Raw genomic sequence first — 25,316 nt, 5'->3', positions numbered from 1 at the left:
AACGAGAAAAGCCCCCGGGAATCCCGGGGGCTTTTCATGTGGGCTGAGATACTCGAACAAGTTTTCTGAGTTCCTCGAACAACCCGTGGTGGCGAGTGAGGGATTCGAACCCCCGAATGCTGAGCAGTCTGATTTACAGTCAGATCCCTTTGGCCGCTTGGGTAACTCGCCAGAGCGCACCCGTCCGACTTGAACAGCCAACCGGGGGCACGAAAGATAAGCATACCTGCCCGAGGCGGGTCGAAGAAATCGAACCGTCAGCTGCCGTGGACCCCTCGCTGAGCGTCCGCCAACGACTCCGGAGTCCGCAGCAGACCGCCCTCCGCACGACACGTCGCAGCCGCGATGTCCATGGCGCGGAGGAGGAGCACATGCCACTCCCCCAGCTCGGTCGGGGACGTGGACACCAGCCCAGCGGCAACGGCCGCGAGCGTCGCATCTCCCGCGCCTACCGTGTCGATCACGTCACCGGCGAGCGGGGTGATCGGCGCGGAGGCGATGCCCGCTTCCGTGTCGAGCGTCGCACCGGCCGCACCCGCGGTCGCCAGCACCGCAGCGGCACCGATCTCGCGAAGCCGCACTCGCAGCGCGTCGAGATCGCCATCGTAGAGGAGCGCGGCATCGTCGGCGCCGACCTTGACGATGACTGCCGATGCGGCGATCCGTTCGAACCCTCGGACGAACTCGGCCCGATCGTGCAGCATCCCGAGACGTGGATTGGGATCCACGGCGACACGGGCATCAGCGAGGGCACCGACGAGAGCATCCACCTCGCTCGGCACGTCGAAGGGGAAGCAGCTGATCGCGACGAGCCCGGCATCCGCGATCGCCTCGCGCGCCTCGTCCGAGTAACGGATGCTGCGCTGCCGGGCCGCCTCGTTGAACACGTACTCCGGTTCACCGTTCGCCGCCCGCCGCACGATCGCGCGTGAAGACCCGAGGGGTGCCTCGCTCGAGATCAGACGCACGCCGTGATCGGAGAGGTACTCGCGGATGTGCGCGCCGGCCTCATCGTCACCCACCATGGCGATCAGAGTCGTCTCGATGCCGAGCCGACGCAGGCCCACGGCGACGTTCAGCGCGGCGCCGCCGACCAGTTCACGCACCCCCGCGGCATCGTGGATCTCGTCGATCAAGGCATCGCCGATCACGACCACGGACCGAGCGGAAGATGTCTCGTTGCTCACCCGCCGACATTACCGCGCCCGCTTCCCCGCCACCCCGCCGTCGAGTGCACGGCCTCGTGTCGAGCGCACGGCTCGTCCACGCGAACTCGCCGTGCGCTCGGCAGCAAACCGTGCACTCGGCGGATGGCAGCGCGCACGAAGAAGGCCCCGGGGCGAACCCCGGGGCCTTCCTCAATCACTCAGTACTCAGTTATACGTACCGGGGGTGATGTCGTCCGTCGAGAACGCGTCGAAGTCGACGTATCCGAAGTCGCCGTCGGCGTACGCGCCGTCGGATGCGAAGATCCGGTTCGGGTAACGCTCGCTCTTGGCTTCCTCGGTGGCCTCGACCGTGACGTCGCGGTACTTCGAGAGACCGGTTCCGGCGGGGATGAGCTTACCGATGATGACGTTCTCCTTGAGACCGACCAGCGGGTCGCGCTTGCCCTGCATCGCAGCCTCGGTGAGCACGCGGGTCGTCTCCTGGAAGGAGGCGGCCGACAGCCACGACTCGGTCGCGAGCGACGCCTTCGTGATACCCATCAGCTCCGGTCGGCCCGACGCGGGGCGCTTGCCCTCTGCCACGGTCTCGCGGTTGATCGACTGGTAGCGCTTGAGGTCGACCATCTCACCCGGCAGCAGGTTCGTGTCGGCGTGATCGACGACAGTGACCTTGCGGAGCATCTGACGGACGATGACCTCGATGTGCTTGTCGTGGATCGGCACACCCTGCGAGCGGTACACGCCCTGGACGCCGCCGACGAGGTAACGCTGCACCTCGCGAGCACCCATGACGCGCATGATCTCCTTGGGGTCGAGCGTGCCCACCAGGATCGGCTGACCGACCGTGACGTGCTGCCCGTCCTCGACGAGAAGCGTCGCACGCTTCAGCACCGGGTAGATGACCGGCTCTTCACCGCTGTCGGGCGTGAGGATGACCTTCTTGCCCTTGTCGGTCTCGTCGATCGCGATGCGGCCATCGGCCTCGGCGATCGGCGACGCGCCCTTGGGGGTACGCGCCTCGAAGAGCTCCTGCACGCGGGGAAGACCCTGCGTGATGTCGTCCGCCGATGCCGAACCACCCGTGTGGAAGGTACGCATCGTCAGCTGGGTACCGGGCTCACCGATCGACTGGGCCGCGATGATGCCGACGGCCTCGCCGATGTCGACGGTCTTACCCGTCGCGAGCGAACGGCCGTAGCACTGCGCGCAGACACCGACGGCGGAGTCGCAGGTCAGGACCGAGCGCACCTTGATGGTCTCGACGCCCAGAGCGACCAGCTTGTCGATCAGCACGTCACCCACGTCGTCACCGGCAGAGGCGAGGACCTCGCCCTTGCTGTCGACCACGTCGGAGGCCAGCGTACGAGCGAACACCGAGTTCTCGACGTTCGCGTCGCGCACCAGCTCGCCCTGCGAGTTCGGAGCGGCGATCGGGAGCTCGAGGCCCTTCGACGTGCCGCAGTCCTCTTCGCGGATGATGACGTCCTGCGAGACATCCACCAGACGACGGGTCAGGTAACCCGAGTCGGCGGTACGCAGAGCGGTGTCGGCCAGACCCTTACGGGTACCGTGCGTCGCGATGAAGTACTCCGCAACCGACAGACCCTCGCGGTACGAGGAGATGATCGGACGCGGGATGATCTCACCCTTGGGGTTGTTCACGAGACCACGCATACCGGCGATGTTCCGGATCTGCAGCCAGTTACCACGGGCGCCCGAGGACACCATGCGGTTGATGGTGTTGTCCTCCGGGAAGTTCGCCTTCATCGCGGCCTGGACCTCGTCGGTCGCCTCGGTCCAGATCTTGATGAGTTCCTGGCGACGCTCGGAGTCGGTCGTCAGACCCTTCTCGTACTGCGACTGGACCTTCGCGGCCTGCTTCTCGTAGCCGGCGACGATCTCCGCCTTGTTCGGCGGGGTGAGGATGTCGCTCAGGGCGACGGTCACACCGGAGCGCGTGGCCCAGTAGAAGCCGGCGTCCTTGATGCGGTCCAGCGATGCAGCGGTCTCGACCTTGGGGTACTCCTCGGCCAGCTTGTTGACGATCTGCGACAGCTTGTTCTTGTCAGCCTGCTCGCGGACGAACGGGTAGCCCTTCGGCAGCGTGTCGTTGAAGATCGCCTGACCCAGCGAGGCGTCCACGAGACCGTGGCGCTCGTAGCCCTCGGGAGCTTCGCCCTCGAGGAAGGTCAGACCCGGGATGCGGATGCGGATCTTCGCCTGCAGGTCGAGGGTGCCCTCGTCCTTGGCCAGGATCGCCTCGCCCACCGAACCGAATGCACGGCCCTCACCGGCTGCGCCCTCCTTGACCGTGGTCAGGTGGTGCAGGCCGATGATCATGTCCTGCGAAGGCAGGGTGACCGGGCGTCCGTCGGACGGCTTCAGGATGTTGTTCGACGCGAGCATCAGCACGCGGGCCTCGGCCTGAGCCTCGACCGACAGCGGCAGGTGCACAGCCATCTGGTCACCGTCGAAGTCGGCGTTGAACGCCGCGCAGACGAGCGGGTGCAGCTGGATGGCCTTGCCCTCGACGAGCTGCGGCTCGAACGCCTGGATGCCGAGGCGGTGCAGCGTGGGTGCACGGTTCAGCAGAACCGGACGCTCACGGATGATCTCCTCGAGCACGTCCCAGACCTCGGGACGGGTGCGCTCGACCGCGCGCTTGGCGGCCTTGATGTTCTGCGAGTGACCGAGGTCGATCAGACGCTTGATGACGAACGGCTTGAAGAGCTCCAGAGCCATCTGCTTGGGCAGACCGCACTGGTGCAGCTTCAGCTGCGGGCCGACGATGATGACCGAACGGCCGGAGTAGTCGACGCGCTTGCCGAGCAGGTTCTGACGGAAGCGACCCTGCTTACCCTTCAGCATGTCGCTGAGGGACTTCAGGGCACGGTTTCCGGTACCGGTGACGGGACGACCACGGCGACCGTTGTCGAACAATGCGTCGACGGCCTCCTGCAGCATGCGCTTCTCGTTGTTGACGATGATCTCGGGAGCACCGAGGTCGATCAGACGACGAAGACGGTTGTTGCGGTTGATGACGCGGCGGTACAGGTCGTTCAGGTCGGAGGTGGCGAAACGGCCACCGTCGAGCTGGACCATCGGGCGCAGCTCCGGCGGGATGACCGGGACGACGTCGAGGACCATCGCGGCCGGGCTCATGCCGGTCTCGAGGAACGAGCTGACGACCTTGAGGCGCTTGATCGCACGGATCTTGCGCTGGCCCTTGCCCTCGGAGATCTGCAGACGCAGGTTCTCCGCCTCGGCGACCAGGTCGAACGCCGCGAGGCGACGCTGGATCGACTCGGCGCCCATGTAGGCCTCGAAGTACTGACCGAAGCGGTCCTGCAGCTCGTGGAAGACGTCGTCCTCCGGGCGCAGTGCGCCGACCTCGAGGGTGCGGAAGTCTTCCCACACGCGCTCGAGCTTGGCGATCTGCTCGTCGGCACCCTTGCGGATGAGGGACATCTCCTTCTCGGCGGCGTCCTTCACCTTCTTCTTGGCGTCGGCCTTGGCACCCTCTGCCTCGAGAGCAGCGAGCTCCTCCTCCAGCTTGGCCAGGCGCTCCGCGATCTTGGAGTCGCGGCGGTCACCGAGCGTCTTCAGCTCGAGGCGGATGTTGTTCTCCTGCGTGCCCAGGTCGCGGTGACGAGCATCCTCGTCGACCGAGATGACCATGTAGGCGGCGAAGTAGATGACCTTCTCGAGGTCCTTCGGCGCCATGTCGAGCAGGTAGCCGAGACGCGAGGGCACACCCTTGAAGTACCAGATGTGGGTGACGGGAGCGGCGAGCTCGATGTGACCCATGCGCTCGCGACGGACGGAGCTCTTGGTGACCTCCACGCCGCAGCGCTCGCAGACGATGCCCTTGAAGCGGACACGCTTGTACTTGCCGCAGGCGCACTCCCAGTCGCGGGACGGGCCGAAGATCTGTTCTCCGAAGAGACCATCCTTCTCCGGCTTCAGGGTGCGGTAGTTGATGGTTTCGGGCTTCTTGACCTCACCGTACGACCACGCGCGGATGTGGTCCGCGGTGGCCAGGCCGATGCGAAGCTCATCGAAAGTGTTTGACTCGAGCACTGATTCTCCTGTGTCGGAATTCTTTTTGAGAAGTCTGCTGGGGTGTGCTCGGGAGCGGGGCTCCCGAGCACACCAGCGGATTAGATCTCGTCGATCGAGGCGGCCTCGAAGCGGCTGGAGATGTTGATACCGAGTTCTTCTGCGGCGCGGAACGCCTCATCGTCGGTGTCGCGGAGGTTGACCAGCGTGCCGTCGGCCGAGAGGACCTCGACGTTCAGGCAGAGCGACTGCATCTCCTTCATGAGCACCTTGAAGGACTCGGGGATGCCGGGCTCCTGGATGTTCTCGCCCTTGACGATCGCCTCGTACACCTTGACGCGGCCGAGGATGTCGTCGGACTTGATCGTGAGGAGCTCCTGGAGCGCGTACGCGGCGCCGTAGGCCTCGAGGGCCCACACCTCCATCTCACCGAAGCGCTGTCCACCGAACTGCGCCTTACCACCGAGCGGCTGCTGGGTGATCATCGAGTACGGACCCGTGGAACGTGCGTGGATCTTGTCGTCGACCAGGTGGTGCAGCTTCAGGATGTACATGTAGCCGACCGAGATCGGAGCCGGGAACGGCTCACCAGAGCGGCCGTCGAACATCTGGGCCTTTCCGGTGGAGTCGATCAGACGGACACCGTCGCGGGTCGGGGTGGTCACGTCGAGGAGACCGGCGATCTCCTCTTCGCTCGCACCGTCGAACACCGGGGTGGCGACCTTCGTACCGGGAGCCGCCTCGAAGGCCTGCTCCGGCAGACGAGCCGCCCACTCCGGGGTGCCCTCGACCTTCCAGCCCTGCTTCGCGATCCACCCGAGGTGGGTCTCGAGGACCTGACCGAAGTTCATTCGACCCGGGATACCGAGCGGGTTCAGCACGATGTCGACCGGGGTGCCGTCCGCCATGAACGGCATGTCCTCGATCGGGAGGATCTTCGCGATGACACCCTTGTTGCCGTGACGGCCGGCGAGCTTGTCACCCTCGGTGATCTTGCGCTTCTGGGCGATGTAGACCACGACGCGGCGGTTCACGCCGGAGCCGAGCTCGTCGTCGCCGTCTTCGGCGTTGAACTCCTTGACGGCGATGATCGTGCCCTGCTCACCGTGGGGCACCTTCAGCGAGGTGTCACGGACTTCGCGGCTCTTCTCGTTGAAGATCGCGCGGAGCAGACGCTCCTCGGCCGACAGCTCGGTCTCACCCTTCGGCGTGACCTTGCCGACGAGGATGTCGCCGGGACGGACCTCGGCGCCGATGCGGATGATGCCGCGCTCGTCGAGGTCCTTCAGCAGCTCCGGGCTGACGTTGGGGAGGTCACGGGTGATCTCCTCCTTGCCGAGCTTGGTGTCGCGAGCATCGACCTCGTACTCCTCGATGTGGATCGACGAGAGGGTGTCGTCCTTCACCAGGTCCTGGCTCAGGATGATCGCGTCCTCGAAGTTGTAGCCCTCCCACGTCATGAACGCGACGAGGAGATTCTTTCCGAGGGCCAGCTCGCCGTTCTCGGTGGCGGGGCCATCGGCGATGACCTCTCCGACCTCGACGCGCTCACCGGCGTTGACGACGACCTTCTGGTTGTACGACGTGCCCTGGTTGGAGCGGTCGAACTTGCGCAGGTGGTACTCCTGCGTTCCGCCCTCGTCGAGCATGACGACGACGCGGTCTGCGGAGACCTCGGACACGACACCGGCCTTGTCGGCGGTGAGCACGTCACCGGCGTCGATGGCCGTGTAGCCCTCCATACCGGTTCCGACGAGCGGCGAGTCGCTGCGGAGCAGCGGCACAGCCTGACGCTGCATGTTGGCACCCATGAGGGCGCGCTGTGCGTCGTCGTGCTCGAGGAAGGGGACGAGCGAGGTCGCGACCGAGACCATCTGGCGCGGGGAGACGTCGATGTAGCCGATCTCCTCGGGGACGAACAGGTCGACCTCGCCGCTGCCGCCCTTGGGGCGTGCCAGGACGTGGCTCTCGCGGAAGCGACCCTTGGCATCGAGCGGGGCGTTGGCCTGCGCGATGTTGAAGTCGACCTCTTCGGACGCGGTGAGGTAGTCGATCTGGTCGGTGACGACGCCACCGGTGACCTTGCGGTACGGGGTCTCGATGAAACCGAACGAGTTGATGCGCGCGAACGTCGCGAGAGCACCGATCAGACCGATGTTCGGGCCTTCAGGCGTCTCGATGGGGCACATGCGGCCGTAGTGCGACGGGTGGACGTCACGGACCTCGACGCCGGCGCGGTCACGCGAGAGACCACCGGGGCCGAGCGCGGAGAGACGACGCTTGTTCGTCAGACCCGCGAGCGGGTTGTTCTGGTCCATGAACTGCGACAGCTGCGACGTTCCGAAGAACTCCTTGATCGCGGCGACGACGGGGCGCACGTTGATCAGGGTCTGCGGCGTGATGGCCTCGATGTCCTGCGTGGTCATGCGCTCGCGGACGACGCGCTCCATGCGGGACAGACCGGTGCGGACCTGGTTCTGGATCAGCTCTCCGACCGCGCGGATGCGACGGTTGCCGAAGTTGTCGATGTCGTCGGTCGCGAGACGGATCTCGGCCTTCTTGCCACCGCGGATGCCCGTGAAGGTCTCCTCGGTGCCTGCGTGCAGGCGGACGAGGTACTTGATCGTGGCCACGATGTCCTCGACGGTGAGCACCGACGAGTTCAGCGGCTGGTCCAGGCCCAGCTTGTGGTTGATCTTGTAGCGACCGACCTTGGCCAGGTCGTAGCGCTTCGGGTTGAAGTAGAAGTTGTCGAGGAGCGCACGGGCTGCCTCGGCGGCCACCTGCTCGCCCGGACGGAGCTTGCGGTAGATGTCGCGGAGCGCATCTTCCTTCGTGACGATCGTGTCCTTCGCGAGCGTCTCCTCGATCGAGGTGTAGCCGGCGAACTCGGCGAGGATCTCCTCGCTGGTCATGCCCAGCGCCTTGAGGAAGACCGTGACCGACTGCTTGCGCTTGCGGTCGACGCGCACGCCGACCTGGTCGCGCTTGTCGATCTCGAACTCGAGCCATGCACCACGGCTCGGGATGACGCGAGCCGACACGATGTCCTTGTCACTCGTCTTGTCGGGGGTCTTGTCGAAGTAGACACCCGGCGAGCGCACGAGCTGCGAGACGACGACGCGCTCGGAGCCGTTGATGATGAACGTGCCCTTGTCGGTCTGGAGCGGGAAGTCGCCCATGAAGACCGTCTGGGTCTTGATCTCACCCGTGAGGTGGTTCATGAACTCGGCCTCGACGTACAGCGGAGCGGCGTAGGTCTTGCCACGCTCCTTGCACTCCTCGATCGAGTACTTCTCCGGCTCGAGGTACGGGTTCGTGAACGACAGCTGCATCGTCTCGCCGAGGTCCTCGATCGGAGAGATCTCCTCGAAGATCTCGCCGAGACCGCTGTTCTCGTTGACGTCGGTGCGACCCTGCTTCTTGGCCTCGGCGACGCGCGCCTTCCAGGCGTCGTTTCCGACCAGCCAACCGAAGGATTCGGTCTGCAGGGCAAGAAGGTCTGGGACAGTCAGCGTGTCGGAGATCTTGGCGAACGAAAGACGGGAAGCTCCGCGTCCGTTCTTGGTGGTGGTGGATGTGGATGCGTTGCGAGCAGCAGCCAAGGGAATAACCTCCGTGAGCCCCGCAGGGCTTCTCGATTCCTTTGTCGTCAGGTGGAGTGTGCGCCCGGGAACTCAACAGATGCCGACCACCATATGAGGGCAGGGAGAAGCGAGCGCAACTACCAACTATACGCACGATTGTGCGACATGGCAAGCGGAGTCCTTGACCAATCTCGGATGCTGCGGTATGAGCATCCGATCACCGGGTCGGCGCAGGGCCGACCCGGTGATGTCAGGACGCGATGTTCAGCTCGTTGCCCGGGATCGACGCCAGCAGACGCCGCGTGTACGGGTCGCGCGGGTTCGTGAAGATCTCCTCCGAGGTCGCCGCCTCGACGAGCTTCCCGTCCTTCATCACGCACACGTAATCGCTGATGAGGCGCACCACCGCGAGGTCGTGCGAGATGAAGAGGTAGCTCAGCCCGTACTCGCTCTGCAGGTCGCCGAGCAGCGTCAGGATCTGGTCCTGCACCAGCACGTCCAGCGCCGACACCGGCTCGTCGCACACGATCAGATCCGGAGACAGCGCGAGCGCCCGGGCGATCGCGACACGTTGCCGCTGGCCGCCGGACAGCTCTGACGGATACCGGCGCAGCATCGACTGCGGCAGCGCCACGTCGTCGAGCAACTGCCGGACGCGCTTGCGCCGGTCGGCGCTGCTCCCCCTCTTGTAGAAGTCGAGCGGCTCGGCGATCAGGCGTTCGATCGTGAACATCGGGTTCAGGCTCGAATACGGATCCTGGAAGATCGGCTGCACCTGCTGCCGGAACTCCTTGGTCTCCGCTCGGCTCAGCGACGCGATGTCCTTGCCCTCGTAGCGGATCAGCCCGCTCGTGGGTTCGATCACCTTGAGCAGCATCCGCGCGGTCGTGGTCTTGCCCGACCCGGACTCCCCCACGATCGCCACGGTCTCCCCGCGCGGGATCGCCAGCGACACGTCGTCGACGGCCACGAAGTCCTCTCCGCGCCCCCGCACCGGGTACACCTTGGTGAGGTTCTCGATCTCGACGATGTTGTCGACCGGTGCCGCCGCGCTGGAGGCGTCTGCTCCGTCCACCCGTTCCTTCACCTGGAACGCCTGAGGTTGCAGCCGGGCGACGGCGACCGATGGTGCCGCCTGCACGAGCGACTTCGTGTACTGATGCTGCGGATCCTCGAGGATCTGTCGCGCGTCGCCCTGCTCGACGACCTTGCCCCGGTGCATCACGATCACCCGCTCGGCCCGCTCAGCGGCGAGGCCCAGGTCGTGGGTGATGAGGAGCACCGCCGTTCCCAGCTCACGGGTCATCGCGCCGATCTGGTCGAGGATCGTCTGCTGCACCGTGACGTCGAGCGCACTGGTCGGCTCGTCGGCGATCAGCAGCCGTGGCTTGCACGCCAGACCGATCGCGATCAGGGCGCGCTGACGCATGCCGCCGGAGAACTCGTGCGGATACTGCTTGGCGCGCCGCTCCGGATCGGGGAGGCCGGCGGCGGTCAACGCCTCGACCACCTTCGCCTGCACGTTCTGCCGCGTGGCGAGTCCATGCGCGAGCAGTGTCTCCGCCACCTGCGTGCCGATCTTCGCGACCGGGTTCAGGTTCGACATGGGGTCCTGCGGCACGAGGCCGATGTCGCGACCGCGGATCGTGCGCAGCTCGTGCTCCGGCGCGTGGGAGATCTCCTTCCCGTCGAGCCGGATGCTGCCCGACGCGATCTTCCCTCCCCCGGCGAGCAGCCCGATGATGGCCATGGCCGTCGTCGACTTGCCCGAACCGGACTCGCCCACGATCGCGACGGTCTCACCGGGTCGGATCTCGAGGTCGACACCCTCGACGGCGTGCACGACGCCGTCCATGGTGGCGAAGTCCACGGCGAGCCCCTGGACGGACAGCAGCGGCTCGGTGGACATCTGATTCTCCTTCGCGGCGCGCATCGCGCCTTCGTCGCGGGCGTTCATCGTGCCCTCGTCCGTGGGTCCATCGCCTCACGCAGCGCTTCGCCCAGCAGGGTGAAGCCGAGCGCGGTGACGGCGATGCAGATACCCGGGAGGAACGCGAGCCACGGGGCGATCGCGAGCTCGGCCTGCGCGTAGGTGAGCATGCGCCCCCACTCGGCGGTCGCGGGGCCGCCGCCGCCGAGACCGAGGAACGACAGCGCGGCCGCATCGATCACGGCCGTCGCGAGCGTCAACGTGCCCTGGACGATCACGGGGCCGATGGCGTTCGGCAGCACGTGCGACATCGTGATGCTGCCGCGGCCGAGACCGAGTGTCTGCGCCGAGAGCACGTAGTCGCTCGACCGCTGCTGCAGCATCGACGCACGGAGCAGCCGGGCGAAGATGGGCACCTGGGAAGCACCGATCGCGATCATCACCGCGAACGGCGTCTGCCCGAGGATCGCGGCGATCGACACCGCCAGCAGCAGGTTCGGCACCGAGAGGATGATGTCGACGACGCGCATGATGAGGGTGTCGACCCACCCGCCGAACGTGCCGGCGAGGAGGCCGAGGATCATGCCGCCCACGAGTCCCATCGCGGTGGAGATGACGCCGATCATCAGGGAGGCCTGCGCACCCCAGATGAGCTTGGACAGCACGTCGCCGCCGAAACGGTCGAGGCCCAGCGGGAACCCCGGCACCTCGCCCGGACCCGGGATGTAGGTCGGCGTGATGTACTTCGCGCCGGGAAGCGCCGTCTCCGGGTACGGGGCGAGCCACGGAGCGAGAGCGGCGACCAGGAGGAACAGCACCACGATGACCGCGCCGATCCATGCGGTCGGGTTGCGGCGGAGCCGACGGAACACATCCCGCCAGAAACCGCCGGAGCCCTTCTTGAGGTCGGCCTGGGCGATCGCGACGGTGTCGATGCTGCCGCCGCTCTCGGCCGACGGGCCCTGGGCGGGTGGGAGGGCGATGCTCATGAGACCGCCTCCTTTCGGACGATGACGAGGGACATCACTGCACCCTCACTCTCGGGTCGATGAAGCTGTAGGAGACATCGACCGCCAGGTTGATCAGCGCGTACGCGATCGCGATGAAGATGATGAATCCCTGGAGCACCGGGAAGTCCCGCGTGAAGATCGCCCGCGCGAGGAACGAGCCGATGCCGGGGAACGCGAACACGGTCTCGGTGAGCACGGCGCCCGAGATCAGGAGTCCGGTCTGCAGGCCGATCGTCGTGATCACCGGCAGCATCGCGTTGCGCAGGATGAAGCGGTTGCGCAGCGTCGGGGCTCCGACGCCCTTCGCCCGTCCGGTGCGCACGTAGTCCGCGTTCTGCACCTCCAGAACGCTGGCCCTGGTGATGCGGACGATGATGGCGAGCGGGATCGTGCCCAGCGCGAGCGCCGGCAGGATCAGATGCAGGATCGCATCCCACGAGGCATCGAACTCGCCCGTGATGATGCCGTCCCACACGTAGAACCCGGTGGGATGGGTGGCGTCTATTCGCGGATCCTGACGGCCGTCCGACGGCAGCCATCCGAGCTGCACGGCGAAGACGTACTTCAGGATGAACGCCAGGAAGAACACCGGGATGGTGATGCCGATCAGGCTCAGCACCACCGACGCGTGGTCGGTGAGCTTGCCGTGACGACGAGCGGCCCAGTATCCGAGAGGGATGCCGACGCCGATCGCGAAGATCAGCGCCATGACGCTCAGCTCGAGCGTCGCCGGGAAGCGGCGCATGAACTCCTCGACGACGGGGCGGTTCGTCTGGATGGACGTTCCGAAGTCGCCCTGGAGCAGTCGCCCGATCCAGGTGAAGTACTGCTGGATGAGGGGTTCGTCGAAGCCGTAGAGCTCGTTGACCCTGGCGACGGCCTCCGGTGTGGCCTTCTCGCCGAGTAGGGCGACCGCGGGGCCGCCGGGAAGGGCTCTGACCCAGGCGAACAGCAGGATGCTGAGCCCGAACAGAGTGGGAATGAGGAACAGCAGTCGCCTGCCGATGGTGCGCAGCACGAAGATCTCCGTCGATCAGAAGGTACGCCGTGTCCCGGTCCCGCGCAGGTGTGCGGGACCGGGACTCGGCATATCAGATGGTCAGGCCGACTACTTGGTGAGGACGATGTCCGTGAAGACCTCGTCGTTCACCGGGCTGGCCGGATAGCTCTTCACGCGGGGGTCGAACGCCAGAGTCGGCGCCGGGTGCGCGAGCGGGACGCCGGGGATGAACTCGGCGACCATCTCGTTGATCTCCTCGTACAGCGGCGTCTGCTCCTCGAGGCTGGAGACGCCGCGCGCCTCGGTCAGCTTCTGGAACAGCTCCGGGTTGTCGAAGCCCCACTCGGAGCTCTTCTGTCCGAAGAAGACGCCGACGAAGTTGTCGGTGTCGTTGTAGTCACCGGTCCAGCCCAGCAGGTGGATGCCGTGATCCGCGGTGCCGGTGGTGCGGTCGAGGTACTCGACCCACTCCTCCGAAACCGGGGTGGTCTCGACGCCGACCTCGGACAGCTGCGACGACAGGACGGTGTAGATCTGCTCGGGGTCCGGCATGTACGGACGCGAGACGTTGACCGGGTAGTTGAACGTGAGCTTCAACGGGTTGGCCTCGTCGTAGCCGGCCTCAGCCAGCAGCTCCTTGGCCTTCTCGGGGTCGTAGTCGTAGGTCGTGACATCGGGGTTGTACCCGTTGACGACCTCCGGCACGAACTGCGTCGCCTTCTCGGTGCCCTCGGGGAGCACCTGGCTGATGAGCGCGTCCTTGTCGACCGCGTACGACAGCGCCTCACGGACCTTCGGGTCCTGCAGCTCCGGGATCGCCTGGTTGAACGCCAGGTAGAGGATCGTGAACGGCGGACGCGACACCATCGTGAAGCCGTCGTCGTCGAGTGCCTTGGTGTCGGCGGGACCGACCAGGTCGTAGCCGTCGATCGAGCCGGACTCGAGCGCCTGGCGGCGGGCGGTCGGGTCGTCGATCGTGCGGAAGATGATCTCGTCGATCTGCCCCGCCTCGCCCCAGTAGTCGTCGTAGGCCTTGAGCGTGACCTGCTCGCCCGGTGCCCACTCGTCGAACTGGTACGGGCCGGTGCCGACCGGATGCCCCATCGCGTACTCGGACAGCTGCGGGGCCTCGGCGGAGCCGGCGACCTCGTCCGCACCGAACTCCTGCAGCGCCGACGGGCTCTGCATCGCGAACGACGGCAGCGAGAGCGACGGGATGAAACCGGCGAACGGCTTGTTCAGCTCGATCGTGACCGAGTAGTCGCCATCGGGGGTGCACGACTTGTACACGGCATCGGCCGCATTGGCGGCATAGCCCTTGAAGAGCTTGTTGTAGTAGTACCCGAACGCCTCGGAGGCGGCGAGGCCGGTCCAGTTGAACCAGCGGTCGAAGTTGACGCAGACGGCCTCGGCGTTGAACGGGGTGCCGTCCTGGAAGGTCACGTCCTCCTTCAGCGTGAAGGTGTGCGACATGCCGTCGTCGGACGACTCCCACTTCTCGGCGAGGAGCGGTGCCGGATCTGCCGTACCGGGCTTGGTGCCCACCAGACCCTCGAAGATCTGCCGCGAGACGCGGAAGCTCTCGCCATCCTGCGCGAAGGCGGGATCGAGGCTGGCCGGGTCGGAGGATGCCGCGAACACGAACGTCCCGTCGACATCGCCTCCCGCGTCCGCATCGTCGTCGCCCCGCTCGCTGGCGACGCACCCTGCGAGGGCGATCGCGGCGATCGTGGCTCCGGTTACGGCGATGAGTCCTCGCCGACGCTTGACTGATTGGTGCATTGTGTGACCTTCCCTGTCGGGCGCTTCTTTGCGCGTCCCGAGGCTTCTTCGCCTCGGCGACGGTGATGACTAGACGGTACCCAGCAGATCGGCAGATGCCAAACGCATCCGCATTGCAATCCGGTATCGGCGGGCGCCCTGCCGATCGGGTAGTGTCCAGACCGTGTCCGACTCCACCCCGCTCGCCATCTGCTTCGGCGAAGGCATGGTCGCCCTCGTCGCCGCCACAGCCGGACCGCTGGAGGACTGCCGCACCTTTCACCGTTCCCTGGCCGGAGCGGAATGGAACACCGCCATCGCCCTGTCGTCGGCCGGCATCCGAACTGCTGTCCTCTCCCGGGTCGGCGACGACGGATTCGGCCGGTTCCTCACCGCGGAGCTGCGCGCACACGGCGTCGACGACACGGCCGTGGAGATCGACGATCAGGCGCCGACCGGGCTCTATGTGAAGGAGCTCGTCGCCCGTGCGGACGGCGCGGTCGACGGGACGATGCACTACTACCGCGCGGGCTCCGCGGCCGCCGCGATGTCGCCAGAGAAGCTGGCTGCGCCGGTGGCATCCACCCTGCTCGCCCGGGCCGCGCTCGTGCACACCTCCGGGATCACGCCCGCCATCTCCGCATCTGCGCTCGCCGCCCAGGAGGCGCTGTACTCCGACCATCGTCCCGGCCGGCTCGTCAGCTTCGACCTGAACTGGCGCCCGGCGCTGTGGCGTGGCCGCGAGGCGGAGGGCAGGGAGATCGTGTCCGGCTTCGCCCGCCGCGCCGACATCGTGTTCTGCACGCGCCCCGATGCGGAAGCGGTGTTCGGGACCAGCGATCCTCAGGAACTGCGCGCGCTGTTCCCCCAGCCGCGCTACCTGGCGGTCACTGACGCCAGCGGGGCCGTCGCCTTCGACGGCGAAGAGCGTGCCGAGAGCGACGCGCTCGATGCCCCGGTCGTGGAGACCATCGGCGCGGGAGACGCCTTCGCCGCGGGTTTCCTCGCCGGGGTGCTGACCGGGTTGTCGCTCACCGGGAGCGTCGCCCGCGGGCACCGCATCGCGACCCGCGCGCTCCTCAGCACCCGCGACCACGTCGACTGAGCCGTGCGCCGCGGGGTAACGACACCCGGTCGTTGAGCGAGCGAAGCGAGACGAAACGTCCTTACGCCCCTGCTGCCGCCCGGCTCTTCGCCCGCTCACGCGCCGACCATCCCACGACCGCATCCAGGCCGCCCTCCAGGAACGCCAAGCGCTTGGCATGACTCCATCCCTGCAGCCGCTTCTCCCACGCGAACGCCTCGTCGATCCTGGCGAACTCTTCGCTCCACTGGAGCTCGACGGGCAGACGCCGGCGCGTATACGCACTGCCGCGCCCTTCCTGGTGCTGGACGAGCCTTCGGCCGAGGTCACGTGTGCTCCCGACGTAGAACGTTCCGTCGGCGCACCGGAGCATGTACACGTATCCCATGTCCGGGACGATAGTGCCGGGCGCCGACACTCATGGGCGTGCTGAGGAAGGCGTTTCGTCTCGTCGCTGCGCTCCTCGCTCAACGAACGGGGTGGCGTGCTGCGCTCCTCGCTCGACGAACGCAACCCGGTCGTTGAGCGAGCGAAGCGAGACGAAACGTCCCCGGATGCGCGTGCCACGTTTCGTCTCGTCGCTGCGCTCCTCGCTCAACGAACGGGGGGGGGTACTGCGCCCCTCGCTCGACGAACGGGAAACGGCGCAGGGTCAGGGGCGGCGGCGCGCGGGAACCGCGTCGTGGGTGCGCTGCAGAGAGACGGCCACCGGTTCGCCGCGGTGCTGCACGACACGGACGAACAGCACGTCGACCAGAGCGAGCTGGGCGATGCGGCTCGACATCGCCGCCATCCGGAACGGCGACTCGTGCGCGTGCGTGAGCAGCACGACGTCCGCCGCGAGCGCGAGAGTCGACTCCGCGACGCTGGTGACCGCGACAGCCAGCGCACCGGCATCTCGGGCGACCTCGAGCGCCCGCAGGGTCTCTGCGGTCTCCCCTCCGTGCGAGAACGCGATCGCGACGTCATCCGCCGTGCGTAGCGAAGCCGTCGTCACCGCGAGATGCGGGTCCGGCGAATGCGACACGGAGCACCCGATGCGCGACAGCTTCAGCAGCAGATCCTGCGCCGTCAGCGACGACGCCGCCTGTCCGAAGAGGTCGATGTGCCGGGCATCGACAACCGCGCGGGCTACCCGGTCGAGAGCTGCGGCATCGAGGGCGAGGGCGGTCTTCTCGATCGCGTCGATCTCCTGCGCGGCGAGCTTCGCGGCGATGGCCGTCGGCCCGTCGTCCGGATCGATGGCCGTGGTGTCCAGACCGAACCGCGCCTGCTGCGCCTGGGCGAGCGTGATCGCACGGGCGACCGCCACGCGCAGCTCCCGGTAACCGCTGTACCCCAGCGACTGGGAGAAACGGGCCACCGTCGACAGCGAGGTCCGACAGAGCTGGGCGAGGTCGTTGATGGCCAGGTCGACGACGAGCGTCGGGTCGCCGAGGATCGTCTCCGCGACCCGCGCCTCCGCGGCGCTCAGCTTCGAGAGCGAGCGCCGCACACGTGCCAGAACGTCATCGTCCATGGAGTGATCCTGTCCTCAGTCGGCGCTGGCCCTCTGCTTCACGGCGAAACGCCCCAGAAGCGCATCGCGCGCCATCTGCGCACCGAGCCTACTGGCCGCGGCGACCTCGACGGTCGGCAGCGGCAACGGGTTCGCCGTCGGAAGACCGACATTGACCACGACTGCTGCCGGATCGCGCACCGCCGCCCGTTCGACGAGCTCCCGCTGCGCGGCATCCGTGTCGGGTCGGTCGATCAGCAGCACCGTCGTGCCCGCAGCGGCGGTGACCTCTTCCAGCACGCGGTCCTGTTCGGCGAGCGGGGTGGATGCGACATCGAGGCGCACCCGCAGGCCGTCGTCGGCGAGCGCGTTCGCGACGTACGAACCCGCGCTGTCGACCGCGAGCGTCGAGCGGCGACGGGCATCGATCACGGCGAGCTCGGATGCGGCAGCGGTGGTGCCACCGGTGACCGTCAGCACGCGACGCACGATGTCCGCGGCGTCGAAGTCGTCGGCAGTCTCGTGGTCGCGGTCCGCGGCGGCGCGGAGCTTCGCGGCGAGGGCGGCGACCCGACGGCCGGCCTCCTCGACCCGCTCACGCGAGAGAGAGCCGTCACGCAGTGCGGCGACGATCCCGTCACGGGCCGCACGGAAGTCTCGCTCGTCCTGGTCGGGAAGCGCGGCGTCGCCGGGGTTGGTCGGGTTTCCGATGCAGAGCAGGTCGGCACCGGCGGCGAGGGCCAGGGCTGCTCCCCCACCGAGTCCGACGGTCTCGCGGATGGCGGCCATGTCGAGCGCGTCCGTGATGATGACGCCGTCGAAACCCCAGTCCCGCAGCTTGCCGAGCACCCGGGGGTTGAGCGTGGCGGGCTGCTCGCCCCACGCCGGGACCACGATGTGCGCGGTCATCACGGCATCCGCGCCCGCGTCGACGGCCGCGCGGAACGGTTCGAGGTGCACCCGCTCGAACTCCTCGTGATCGAGGGTGATCTCCGGAAGGGAGTGGTGCGAGTCCATGTGGGTGTCGCCGTGACCGGGGAAGTGCTTGACGCATGCGGCGACCGCCGCATCCTGGATGCCGTCGATCGTGGCGACCACGTGCCGTGAGACGAGCGCTTCGTCGTCGCCGAACGCCCGCACGCCGATGACCGGGTTGCGGGGGTCGGTGTTGACGTCGGCGACCGGGCCGAGCACCACGTTGGCGCCGACCGCGCGCACGCGCCGAGCCAGCTCTGCGCCGGTCTTCTCCGAGGCCACCAGGTCGTCGAGCAGACCGAGCTGGGCTGCTCCGGGAACGGTCGACCCTGTGGCGGATTCCAGGCGGGTGACGCTGCCGCCCTCTTCGTCGATACCGATCAGGGCGTCGGGGTTCGCGTCGAGGATCGCCGCGCTGAGCGCCGGGAGTCCTTCGCCCACGTTCTGGCCGAAGTACACGACCCCGGCCAGGCCGTCACGCAGTTCGGCGCGCAGCCACTCCGGCGCCTCGGTGCCGAAGAACCCCGGCCACAGCACCCCGTTCGCGAGGCGCTCGAGTTCGTCGGTCATCCCTTCACGGCTCCCGCGACCATGCCGGAGGCGAGCTTGCGCTGCACCAGCACGAAGAAGATCATGACCGGGACGGTGATGATGGTCGACGCGGCCATGATGCTGCCCCAGTCGTTGGAGTGCAGGCCGAAGAACGACTTGAGGCCGATCGAGACCGTGTACTGGTCGGTCTGGGCACCGAGGATCGTCATCGCGAAGATGAACTCGTTCCACGCCGTGATGAAGCTGAAGATGCTCGTCGCGACGAGGCCGGGCATGACGAGCGGCAGCAGCACCGAGCGGAACATCCGCCACCAGCTGGCACCGTCGATGTAGGCGGCCTCCTCGAGCTCGACCGGAACGGCGGCGACGAAGCCGCGCAGCATCCAGATGCCGAAGGCGAGCGACAGGGCGACGTAGACGACCATGAGGCCCAGGATGCTGTTGAGCAGGCCGAGGCTCTTGACCTGGAGGAACAGCGGGATGACGAGCGCCTCGAGCGGCACCATCTGCACCACGAGGATCATCATCAGGATCATCGTGCGGAACTTGAACTTGAACCGCGCGACAGCGACGGCAGCGAGCAGGCACACGAGGGCGCTGACGAGGACCGTCACGAGGGCGACGATGGCCGAGTTGCGCAGGTACGTGCCGAAGCCGCCGTCGGTGAGGACGAACGCGAAGTTGTCCCACGTGAACTCCTGCGGGATCAGCGACTGCCCACCACTGGAGGCCTTGCCGTCGAACGCGCTGGAGACCATCCAGTACACGGGGAACAACGTGAAGATCAGGACCGCGGCGACCGCGATGCCGAGTCCGATCCGGGAGCGGAGCCGGGGGCGCGGGTTCACAGCTCGTCCTCCTTCATGAGGGAGCGGATGTAGACGATGGTGATGCCGATCAGGACGAGCGTGAGCAGCACGGCGAGCGCTGCACCGAAGCCGTAGCGGTTCTGGCCGAACGACTCCACGTACGACCAGACGCCGAGGTTCAGCACCTGGCGGTTTCCGCCACCGCCGCCGGGCATCAGGTACACCTGCGCGAAGACCTTGAAGTCCCAGATGGTCGAGAGGATGATCACGACCGAGAACACCGGGCGGAGCGTCGGGAAGATGATCTTCCAGAAACGACGCCAGGCACCGGCGCCGTCGAGAGCCGCCGCCTCGAGCATCTCCTTCGAGACGCCGAGGAGTCCGGCGAGCACGGTGATCGCCACGAACGGGAAGCCGTGGTGCACGACGTTGAGGAGCACGATCGCGTAGAAGGACCACTGGTTCGTGAACCAGTTGACCGGATCGTCCATGAGCCCGAGGTCGGTGAGGACCTGGTTGAAGATGCCGCGGTCGGCGTCGAAGATGAAGGTCCAGACGTACGTACCGGTCACGGCGGGCATCGCCCACGCGACCATGATGCAGCTGGAGACGATGACGCGCCACGTGGTGCCGAGCCGCGCGAGCAGCAGGGCCACGAGCGTGCCGACGGCCACGGTGACGAAGACCGCCACGGCGGCGAAGCCGACGGTGTTGGGCAGCACCACCGTCCAGAGAGTCGGGTTGGTGAGCGCCTCGACGTAGTTGTCGAGACCGATCCAGTTGTTCTCCCCGGTGTTGATCTCGCGCAGGCCGTAGTCCTGCAGCGAGTAGATGAACACCTGGATGAGAGGCCAGAGCATGAGCACCGCGAGGATGACCAGCCCGGGCGCGAGAAGAAGCCAGGGGCGGGCCGCGACGATCGAGAGACCGCGTCGCTTCCGGCCGCCGGCCACGGAGGCGGAGGTGGACTCCGCCTTCGTGGCCGGCAGTGGCGCTTGCACCATCGACATGGAAGGGATGCTTCCTTACTGGTTGAGCAGTTCGGTCATCTCGGCGGAAGCGTCCTTCGTCGCGGTCGCGACGTCCTTCTGTCCGCTGAGGATGGCCTGGATCATGGAGTTGGTCGTCTTCTTCGCCTGGACGGCGCCGAAGTTCGGGGTGACCGGGACGGATGCTCCGCCGTCGACCATCTGCTCGGCGAACGGTGCGACCAGCGGGTCGGTCGAGGCGAGGGCCTCTTCCATCGCGGACTGCACGCCCGGGAAGTAGCCGGTCTCGTCCGACCACTGCTCGGCGAACTCGCCGGTGGTGACGAGCTTCACGAACTCCCACGCGAGGTCGGCGTTCTTCGTCGTGTTGAAGATCGAGAGGTGCGATCCACCGAGCACCGACGGGGCGATGCCGCCGTCCTTCCCGGGGATGACCGCGGCGCCGATCTTGCCCTCGAGGTCGGGGTTCGCCTCGATGAGCGAGTTCGGCGTCCACGAGCCCGAGAGCATCATGGCGACGTTGCCCTGCGTGAACGCGTCACGGAGGTCGGTCTCCTTCCAGGTGGTGGCACCTGCGGAAGAGAAGCCGTGCTCGGTGGCGAGGCCCGTGTAGAACTCGATGCCGGCCTGCGATTCGGCGCTGTCAAGCTCGCTGGTCCAGGTGTCGCCGTCCTTCGTGGCGATCTCGCCGTCGGCGCCCCAGACCCAGGGGTAGACCTGGAACTCGGCGTCGCCCGGAACCGGGAACGGCAGCATGTCGGGCTTTGCGGCCTTGATGGCGTCACCCGCGGCGACGATGTCGTCCCACGTCTTCGGAGCCTCGAGACCGAGCTCCTCGAACACGTCGGCACGGTACATGAGCGAGCGGACACCGGCGTACCAGGGCATGCCGTACAGCTCGTCTTCGTAGGTGCCGGCGACCTCGAGGCCCTCGACCAGGTCGTCGCGCAGACCCTTCTCGCCGTCGACGTACTCGTCGATCGGGAGGAGCGCGCCCGCGTCGGCGAACTCGGCGGTCCAGGTGGTGCCGGTCTCGGCGATGTCAGGAGTCGTGCCACCGGCGATGGAGGTCACGAAACGGTCGTGCGCGTCTGCCCACTGGATCTCGTCGATCTTGACGGTGGCGCCGGTCTCCTTCTCGAAGGCTTCGGCGACGTCGTCGTAGAAGGCCGACGCGTCCGGGTTGGTGCCCTTCATGATCCAGACGGTGAGCTCTTTGCCCTCGCCGTCGGTGGAGCCTGTGTCACCGCCGCCGGCGCAGCCGGCGAGGGCGAGCGTGGCCACGGCGCCGAGCGCCACGGCCGGAAGAATGCGCTTGTGCATGCGGGGATCTCCTCTTTGAAAAGTCCAGGCGAATATCGGGTATTCACCGGGGGTTAGGAAAAAGTATCCACGACTAACTAATTACCTGCAAGTTCCTCTCACAATCGTCATGCGGCCGTAACATCAGCACCACCGCGGCCGCTCCCAGGTGTTGCCCAGGCTCGGCCTGCGCGGCGCCCGCAGGGTCCGCCGGTAGGCTCGCGGGCATGCGCCGCCACGACGAAGCCGACCGCTCCACGGTCGCGCGCCATGCGACTCTCCCCACTCCCGGGCCCGCCAAGGGCTTCCTGAAGATCGCCGGGATCACCCTGGGCGTCATCCTCGTCTCCGCGATCGCCGTCGCCGCGTTCATCGTGACGGACTACTTCAATCGCTTCAGCGACGGTGCCGTCACCCTCGAAGACGCCCCCGAGGTGGAGCCGCCCCAGATCGGCGCCTACCCCGGCGAGTTCAGCATGCTCATCATCGGCACCGATGAGTGCGGCGAGGTCTCCACCGGGCTTCTCGGAGAGCGCTGCTCGGAGGCCGACGGCGGCATCCTCAACGACGTGAATCTGCTCGTGCACGTCTCGGCAGAGCCCCGCAACGTCACGGTGGTCTCGCTCCCCCGCGACCTGATGATCGAGACCCCGGAGTGCACCCTCCCGGACGGATCCGTCGCCTCCGCGACCAACAAGACTCAGATCAACTCGATCTTCCAGCGCGCCGGACTCTCCTGCGTCGCGAAGACGGTCACCCAGCTCACGGGCATCGAGATCCCGTTCGCTGCGAAGATCGCTTTCGACGGAGTGATGGAGGTCACCGACGCGATCGGCGGTGTGGAGGTGTGCATCGGCGGAGAAGGCATCCGCGACCGACACACGGCTCTCGACTGGGAGCCGGGACCGCGCACCGTCTCGGGCTACGAGGCGCTCCAGTTCATCCGCACCCGGCACGGTGTCGGCGACGAGAGCGACATGGCCCGCGTCTCGAACCAGCAGCAGTACATGTCGCGCTTGGTGAAGAAGATCATGAGCGACGAGGTGCTCAGCGATCCGGGCAAGGTGCTGGGACTCGCCGACACCGTGGTCGACAACATCGACCCGAGCGACGAGCTGGCCAATCCCGTCCGGCTCGCACAGCTCGCGCTCTCGATCAAGGACGTGCCCTTCTCGGACTTCGTCTTCCTGCAGTACCCGGTGTTCGGTGACCCCGACGACTCCGACCGGGTCGTCCCGAACTACGACGCCGCAGCCACCATCTGGGACGCGCTGAAAGCGGGCCAGCCCGTGCAGCTCACCGGCGGCGTCAGCAACAACGGGGGCGTCGAGCTGGTCGAGCCCGCTCCGGGCACCGAAGGTGAGACACCGGCCACCCCTCCGTCCACGGACGCGCCCGCGACCCCGGCGCCGGCGCCGCGCGCGACGCTCGACCCGGCCATCTCCGGCCAGACGGTGGAGCAGGAGACCTGCGCCAACGGCCGGCTGCGCTGACCTTCCCACCCGCCGCGTAGGCTCGGGCCATGGGCCGAAACCGATCGCGCGACGCCGAGCATCCGCAGGTCCGCCTGGACCACGGCGGCATCGCCAGCATCGTGCCGTCGGAGTTCACCAGCGGGTTCGAGCTCATCGTCGACGACACCCCGCAGTCGCACGTCGACCTCGACGACCCCACGCACCTGCACTTCGAGTACATCGTGCGCATGGGCGCGGTGATCGATCAGCTGGCGCCCGGGCCGCTGACGGCCGTGCACCTCGGCGCCGGCGCCCTCACGATTCCGCGCTACATCGACGCCACACGACCCGGCTCCCGCCAGCAGGTCATCGAACTCGAAGCGCCGCTCGCCCAGCTGGTCCGCGAGCATCTGCCGCTGCCGAAGGGCGCGGCCATCCGCATCCGCATCGGCGACGCACGGGAAGGGGTGAGCCGGCTGCCGGGCGCCCTGCAGGCGAGCTGCGACCTCGTGGTCTCGGATGTCTACTCCGGAGCGCAGACGCCCGCCCACCTCACGAGCGTGGAGTTCTACCGCGAGCTCTCCGGCCTGCTCGCGCCCGGAGGTGTGCTGCTCGTGAACGTCGCGGACGGCCCGGGCCTCGCCTTCGCCCGCCGCCAGGCCGCGACGATCGCCGAAGTGCTGCCCGAGATCGGCATCCTCGCCGATACCCAGGTGCTCAAGGGGCGGCGCTTCGGGAACCTCGTGATCGCGGCATCCGCTTCTCCCCTGCCGACCGAGTGGCTGCCCCGGATGCTGGCCGCCGGCCCGCATCCCGCGAAGATCGCGCAGGGGGCCGAGGCCGCGGCCTTCTTGCAGGGGGCACGGGTCGTCACGGATGCCGATGCGGTCGCATCGCCTCGCCCCGACGCCTCGCTCTTCCTCCGCTGACCTCGACGGGATCGATCAGGCGCGGCCCGACGCCGACCGCGCGCCGGTATGTCACGGGTCGGATGCGCCGACCAGGGCGCGCCGCCCCGACGAGCGCTCGACCGGAAGGCAGACTGGACGGGGACGCTGCGGAAGGAGAGCAATGAGTTTCATCCGGGGATACGACCAGGAGACGCTCCGCGAAAAGGTCGATCTCGACGAGTGCGCGACGCGCCTTGCCGAGATCGAGTCGCAGCGCAGCCTGCCCGCACTGCTCGAGCGGGTGTGGCTGCTGAAGGTGCTCGACCGTCTGGACGAAGCGCTCGTGCTGGCCGACGAGACCGTGCGCCAGGCGCGCATGGCCGGCACCCGCAAGGACGTGCTGCGCGCTCGAGTGCTGCACGCCACGATCCTGCAGTATCGGGGGGCACACGCCGCTGCCGAGCAGGAGCTGGCGACCTGCGCGACCGAGGCCGAGGGCCAGCGCTGGCTGTCGATCGCGGCATTCGCGTATCAGCACCACGGCAAGAACGCTTATGAGGCCGGCGACTACGAGACAGCGCGGGAGAGCTTCAAGCAGTCGCTGTTCCTGCGACGCGAGTCCGGCGCAGAGGACCGGGAACTGGAGACCGTTCTGCTGGCGATCGAGGCCGCTGAGCGCCGCCGTCCGTCGCAACTCGTCGCGGGCTGAACCCGTGCTGCGACCACGATGTCGGTCGCAGGGCATAATCTGGGCGCATGGCGGAACTCGACCGTGTGCGCGTCTGGGGCGAAGCACTGATCACGCTGCATCTCGATGACAGCTGGACCTTCGGGTTCGACCATGCCAAGCGCCGGGCCGGACAGTGCGATTACACGAAGAAGCGCATCACGGTCTCGCGCTACCTCGCCGCCCGCTTCGAAGACGACGAGATCCACCAGGTGCTGCTGCATGAGGTCGCGCATGCACTCGCCGGACATGCGGCTGCACACGGACCGGCATGGAAACGCGTGGCGGAAGAACTCGGCTACGTCGGCGGCACGACCCATCACGGGGAGACCGCTGTCGAGCTCGCGCCGTGGGTGGGAAGCTGCCCTGCCGGCCACGTGACCTACCGGCATCGGCGTCCGACGAGGGCGACCTCGTGCGCACGCTGCTCACGCACGTTCGACGCCAGACACGTCTTCGCATGGACCCGCCGCGAGATCCCGTCCGACGTGCGTCTCGCCGCTCAGATGCCCCGCTGACC

General features: G+C 67.3%; 18 protein-coding genes and 1 tRNA gene. 5 read left to right on the top strand and 14 right to left on the bottom strand.

The window, feature by feature from the left end:
* Positions 1-86: 86 nt before the first annotated feature.
* The 8 genes from OC372_RS13280 to OC372_RS13245 form a co-directional block, all read right to left on the bottom strand.
* Positions 87-171: transfer RNA gene (locus tag OC372_RS13280), tRNA-Tyr, on the bottom strand.
* Positions 172-257: 86 nt separating this feature from the next.
* Entirely contained in the window at positions 258-1,187 is a 930-nt protein-coding gene (locus OC372_RS13275) for a PfkB family carbohydrate kinase (RefSeq protein ID WP_262002334.1), read from the bottom strand.
* Between the two features lie 186 nt (positions 1,188-1,373).
* Positions 1,374-5,249, bottom strand: coding sequence for a DNA-directed RNA polymerase subunit beta' (gene rpoC, locus OC372_RS13270; RefSeq protein ID WP_029261838.1), 3,876 nt, complete (start codon positions 5,247-5,249; stop codon positions 1,374-1,376).
* Between the two features lie 80 nt (positions 5,250-5,329).
* Positions 5,330-8,833, bottom strand: coding sequence for a DNA-directed RNA polymerase subunit beta (locus OC372_RS13265; protein ID WP_262002333.1), 3,504 nt, complete (start codon positions 8,831-8,833; stop codon positions 5,330-5,332).
* A 232-nt stretch (positions 8,834-9,065) separates the two neighbouring features.
* A complete protein-coding gene (locus OC372_RS13260) occupies positions 9,066-10,772 on the bottom strand; it encodes an ABC transporter ATP-binding protein (protein ID WP_262002332.1) in 1,707 nt (568 codons plus the stop codon).
* Entirely contained in the window at positions 10,769-11,734 is a 966-nt protein-coding gene (locus tag OC372_RS13255) for an ABC transporter permease (protein ID WP_029261835.1), read from the bottom strand. Before OC372_RS13255 ends, OC372_RS13260 begins: the two co-directional genes overlap by 4 nt.
* A gap of 34 nt (positions 11,735-11,768) precedes the next feature.
* Entirely contained in the window at positions 11,769-12,773 is a 1,005-nt protein-coding gene (locus OC372_RS13250) for an ABC transporter permease (protein WP_105712362.1), read from the bottom strand.
* A 90-nt stretch (positions 12,774-12,863) separates the two neighbouring features.
* Positions 12,864-14,537, bottom strand: coding sequence for an ABC transporter substrate-binding protein (locus OC372_RS13245; protein WP_262002331.1), 1,674 nt, complete (start codon positions 14,535-14,537; stop codon positions 12,864-12,866).
* Between the two features lie 163 nt (positions 14,538-14,700).
* On the opposite strand from OC372_RS13245, the gene OC372_RS13240 reads away from it, so the two are divergent.
* Complete coding sequence (locus tag OC372_RS13240; RefSeq protein WP_262002330.1) at positions 14,701-15,621, top strand: sugar kinase; 921 nt, start codon at positions 14,701-14,703, stop codon at positions 15,619-15,621.
* A gap of 61 nt (positions 15,622-15,682) precedes the next feature.
* Here OC372_RS13240 and OC372_RS13235 read toward each other — a convergent pair whose 3' ends face one another.
* From OC372_RS13235 to OC372_RS13210, 6 genes are all read right to left on the bottom strand, one after another.
* Positions 15,683-15,988, bottom strand: coding sequence for a GIY-YIG nuclease family protein (locus OC372_RS13235; protein WP_105712376.1), 306 nt, complete (start codon positions 15,986-15,988; stop codon positions 15,683-15,685).
* Positions 15,989-16,252: 264 nt separating this feature from the next.
* Positions 16,253-17,119: a MurR/RpiR family transcriptional regulator gene (locus OC372_RS13230; RefSeq protein ID WP_105712365.1), complete on the bottom strand. Its 867-nt coding sequence runs from the start codon at positions 17,117-17,119 to the stop codon at positions 16,253-16,255.
* Between the two features lie 15 nt (positions 17,120-17,134).
* Positions 17,135-18,643 (bottom strand): glycoside hydrolase family 3 N-terminal domain-containing protein, encoded by a 1,509-nt coding sequence (locus OC372_RS13225; protein WP_262002329.1) that lies wholly within the window; start codon positions 18,641-18,643, stop codon positions 17,135-17,137.
* Positions 18,640-19,473 carry a carbohydrate ABC transporter permease gene (locus OC372_RS13220; RefSeq protein WP_029261829.1) on the bottom strand — a complete coding sequence of 278 codons (834 nt, stop codon included), beginning with the start codon at positions 19,471-19,473 and terminating at the stop codon, positions 18,640-18,642. The genes OC372_RS13225 and OC372_RS13220 overlap by 4 nt, the downstream gene beginning before the upstream one ends.
* Positions 19,470-20,444 carry a carbohydrate ABC transporter permease gene (locus OC372_RS13215; RefSeq protein ID WP_029261828.1) on the bottom strand — a complete coding sequence of 325 codons (975 nt, stop codon included), beginning with the start codon at positions 20,442-20,444 and terminating at the stop codon, positions 19,470-19,472. Before OC372_RS13215 ends, OC372_RS13220 begins: the two co-directional genes overlap by 4 nt.
* Before the next feature lie 15 nt (positions 20,445-20,459).
* Complete coding sequence (locus OC372_RS13210; protein WP_029261827.1) at positions 20,460-21,746, bottom strand: sugar ABC transporter substrate-binding protein; 1,287 nt, start codon at positions 21,744-21,746, stop codon at positions 20,460-20,462.
* A 206-nt stretch (positions 21,747-21,952) separates the two neighbouring features.
* Between OC372_RS13210 and OC372_RS13205 the strand changes: the two genes are divergently transcribed.
* The 4 genes from OC372_RS13205 to OC372_RS13190 all read left to right on the top strand — a co-directional run bounded on the left by OC372_RS13205 (position 21,953) and on the right by OC372_RS13190 (position 25,314).
* Entirely contained in the window at positions 21,953-23,218 is a 1,266-nt protein-coding gene (locus OC372_RS13205) for an LCP family protein (protein WP_105712367.1), read from the top strand.
* A 29-nt stretch (positions 23,219-23,247) separates the two neighbouring features.
* The gene (locus OC372_RS13200) at positions 23,248-24,108 is read left to right on the top strand and encodes a spermidine synthase (protein WP_105712368.1); all 861 of its coding nucleotides are present in this window, start codon (positions 23,248-23,250) and stop codon (positions 24,106-24,108) included.
* A gap of 142 nt (positions 24,109-24,250) precedes the next feature.
* Complete coding sequence (locus OC372_RS13195; protein ID WP_029261824.1) at positions 24,251-24,778, top strand: hypothetical protein; 528 nt, start codon at positions 24,251-24,253, stop codon at positions 24,776-24,778.
* A 47-nt stretch (positions 24,779-24,825) separates the two neighbouring features.
* Positions 24,826-25,314: a SprT-like domain-containing protein gene (locus OC372_RS13190; protein ID WP_029261823.1), complete on the top strand. Its 489-nt coding sequence runs from the start codon at positions 24,826-24,828 to the stop codon at positions 25,312-25,314.
* The last annotated feature ends 2 nt before the right edge of the window (positions 25,315-25,316 follow it).

This window comes from Microbacterium sp. Mcb102 (assembly GCF_024519805.1).
Taxonomy (GTDB): Bacteria; Actinomycetota; Actinomycetes; order Actinomycetales; family Microbacteriaceae; genus Microbacterium.
This window is presented reverse-complemented; position numbering and strand designations above follow the sequence as displayed.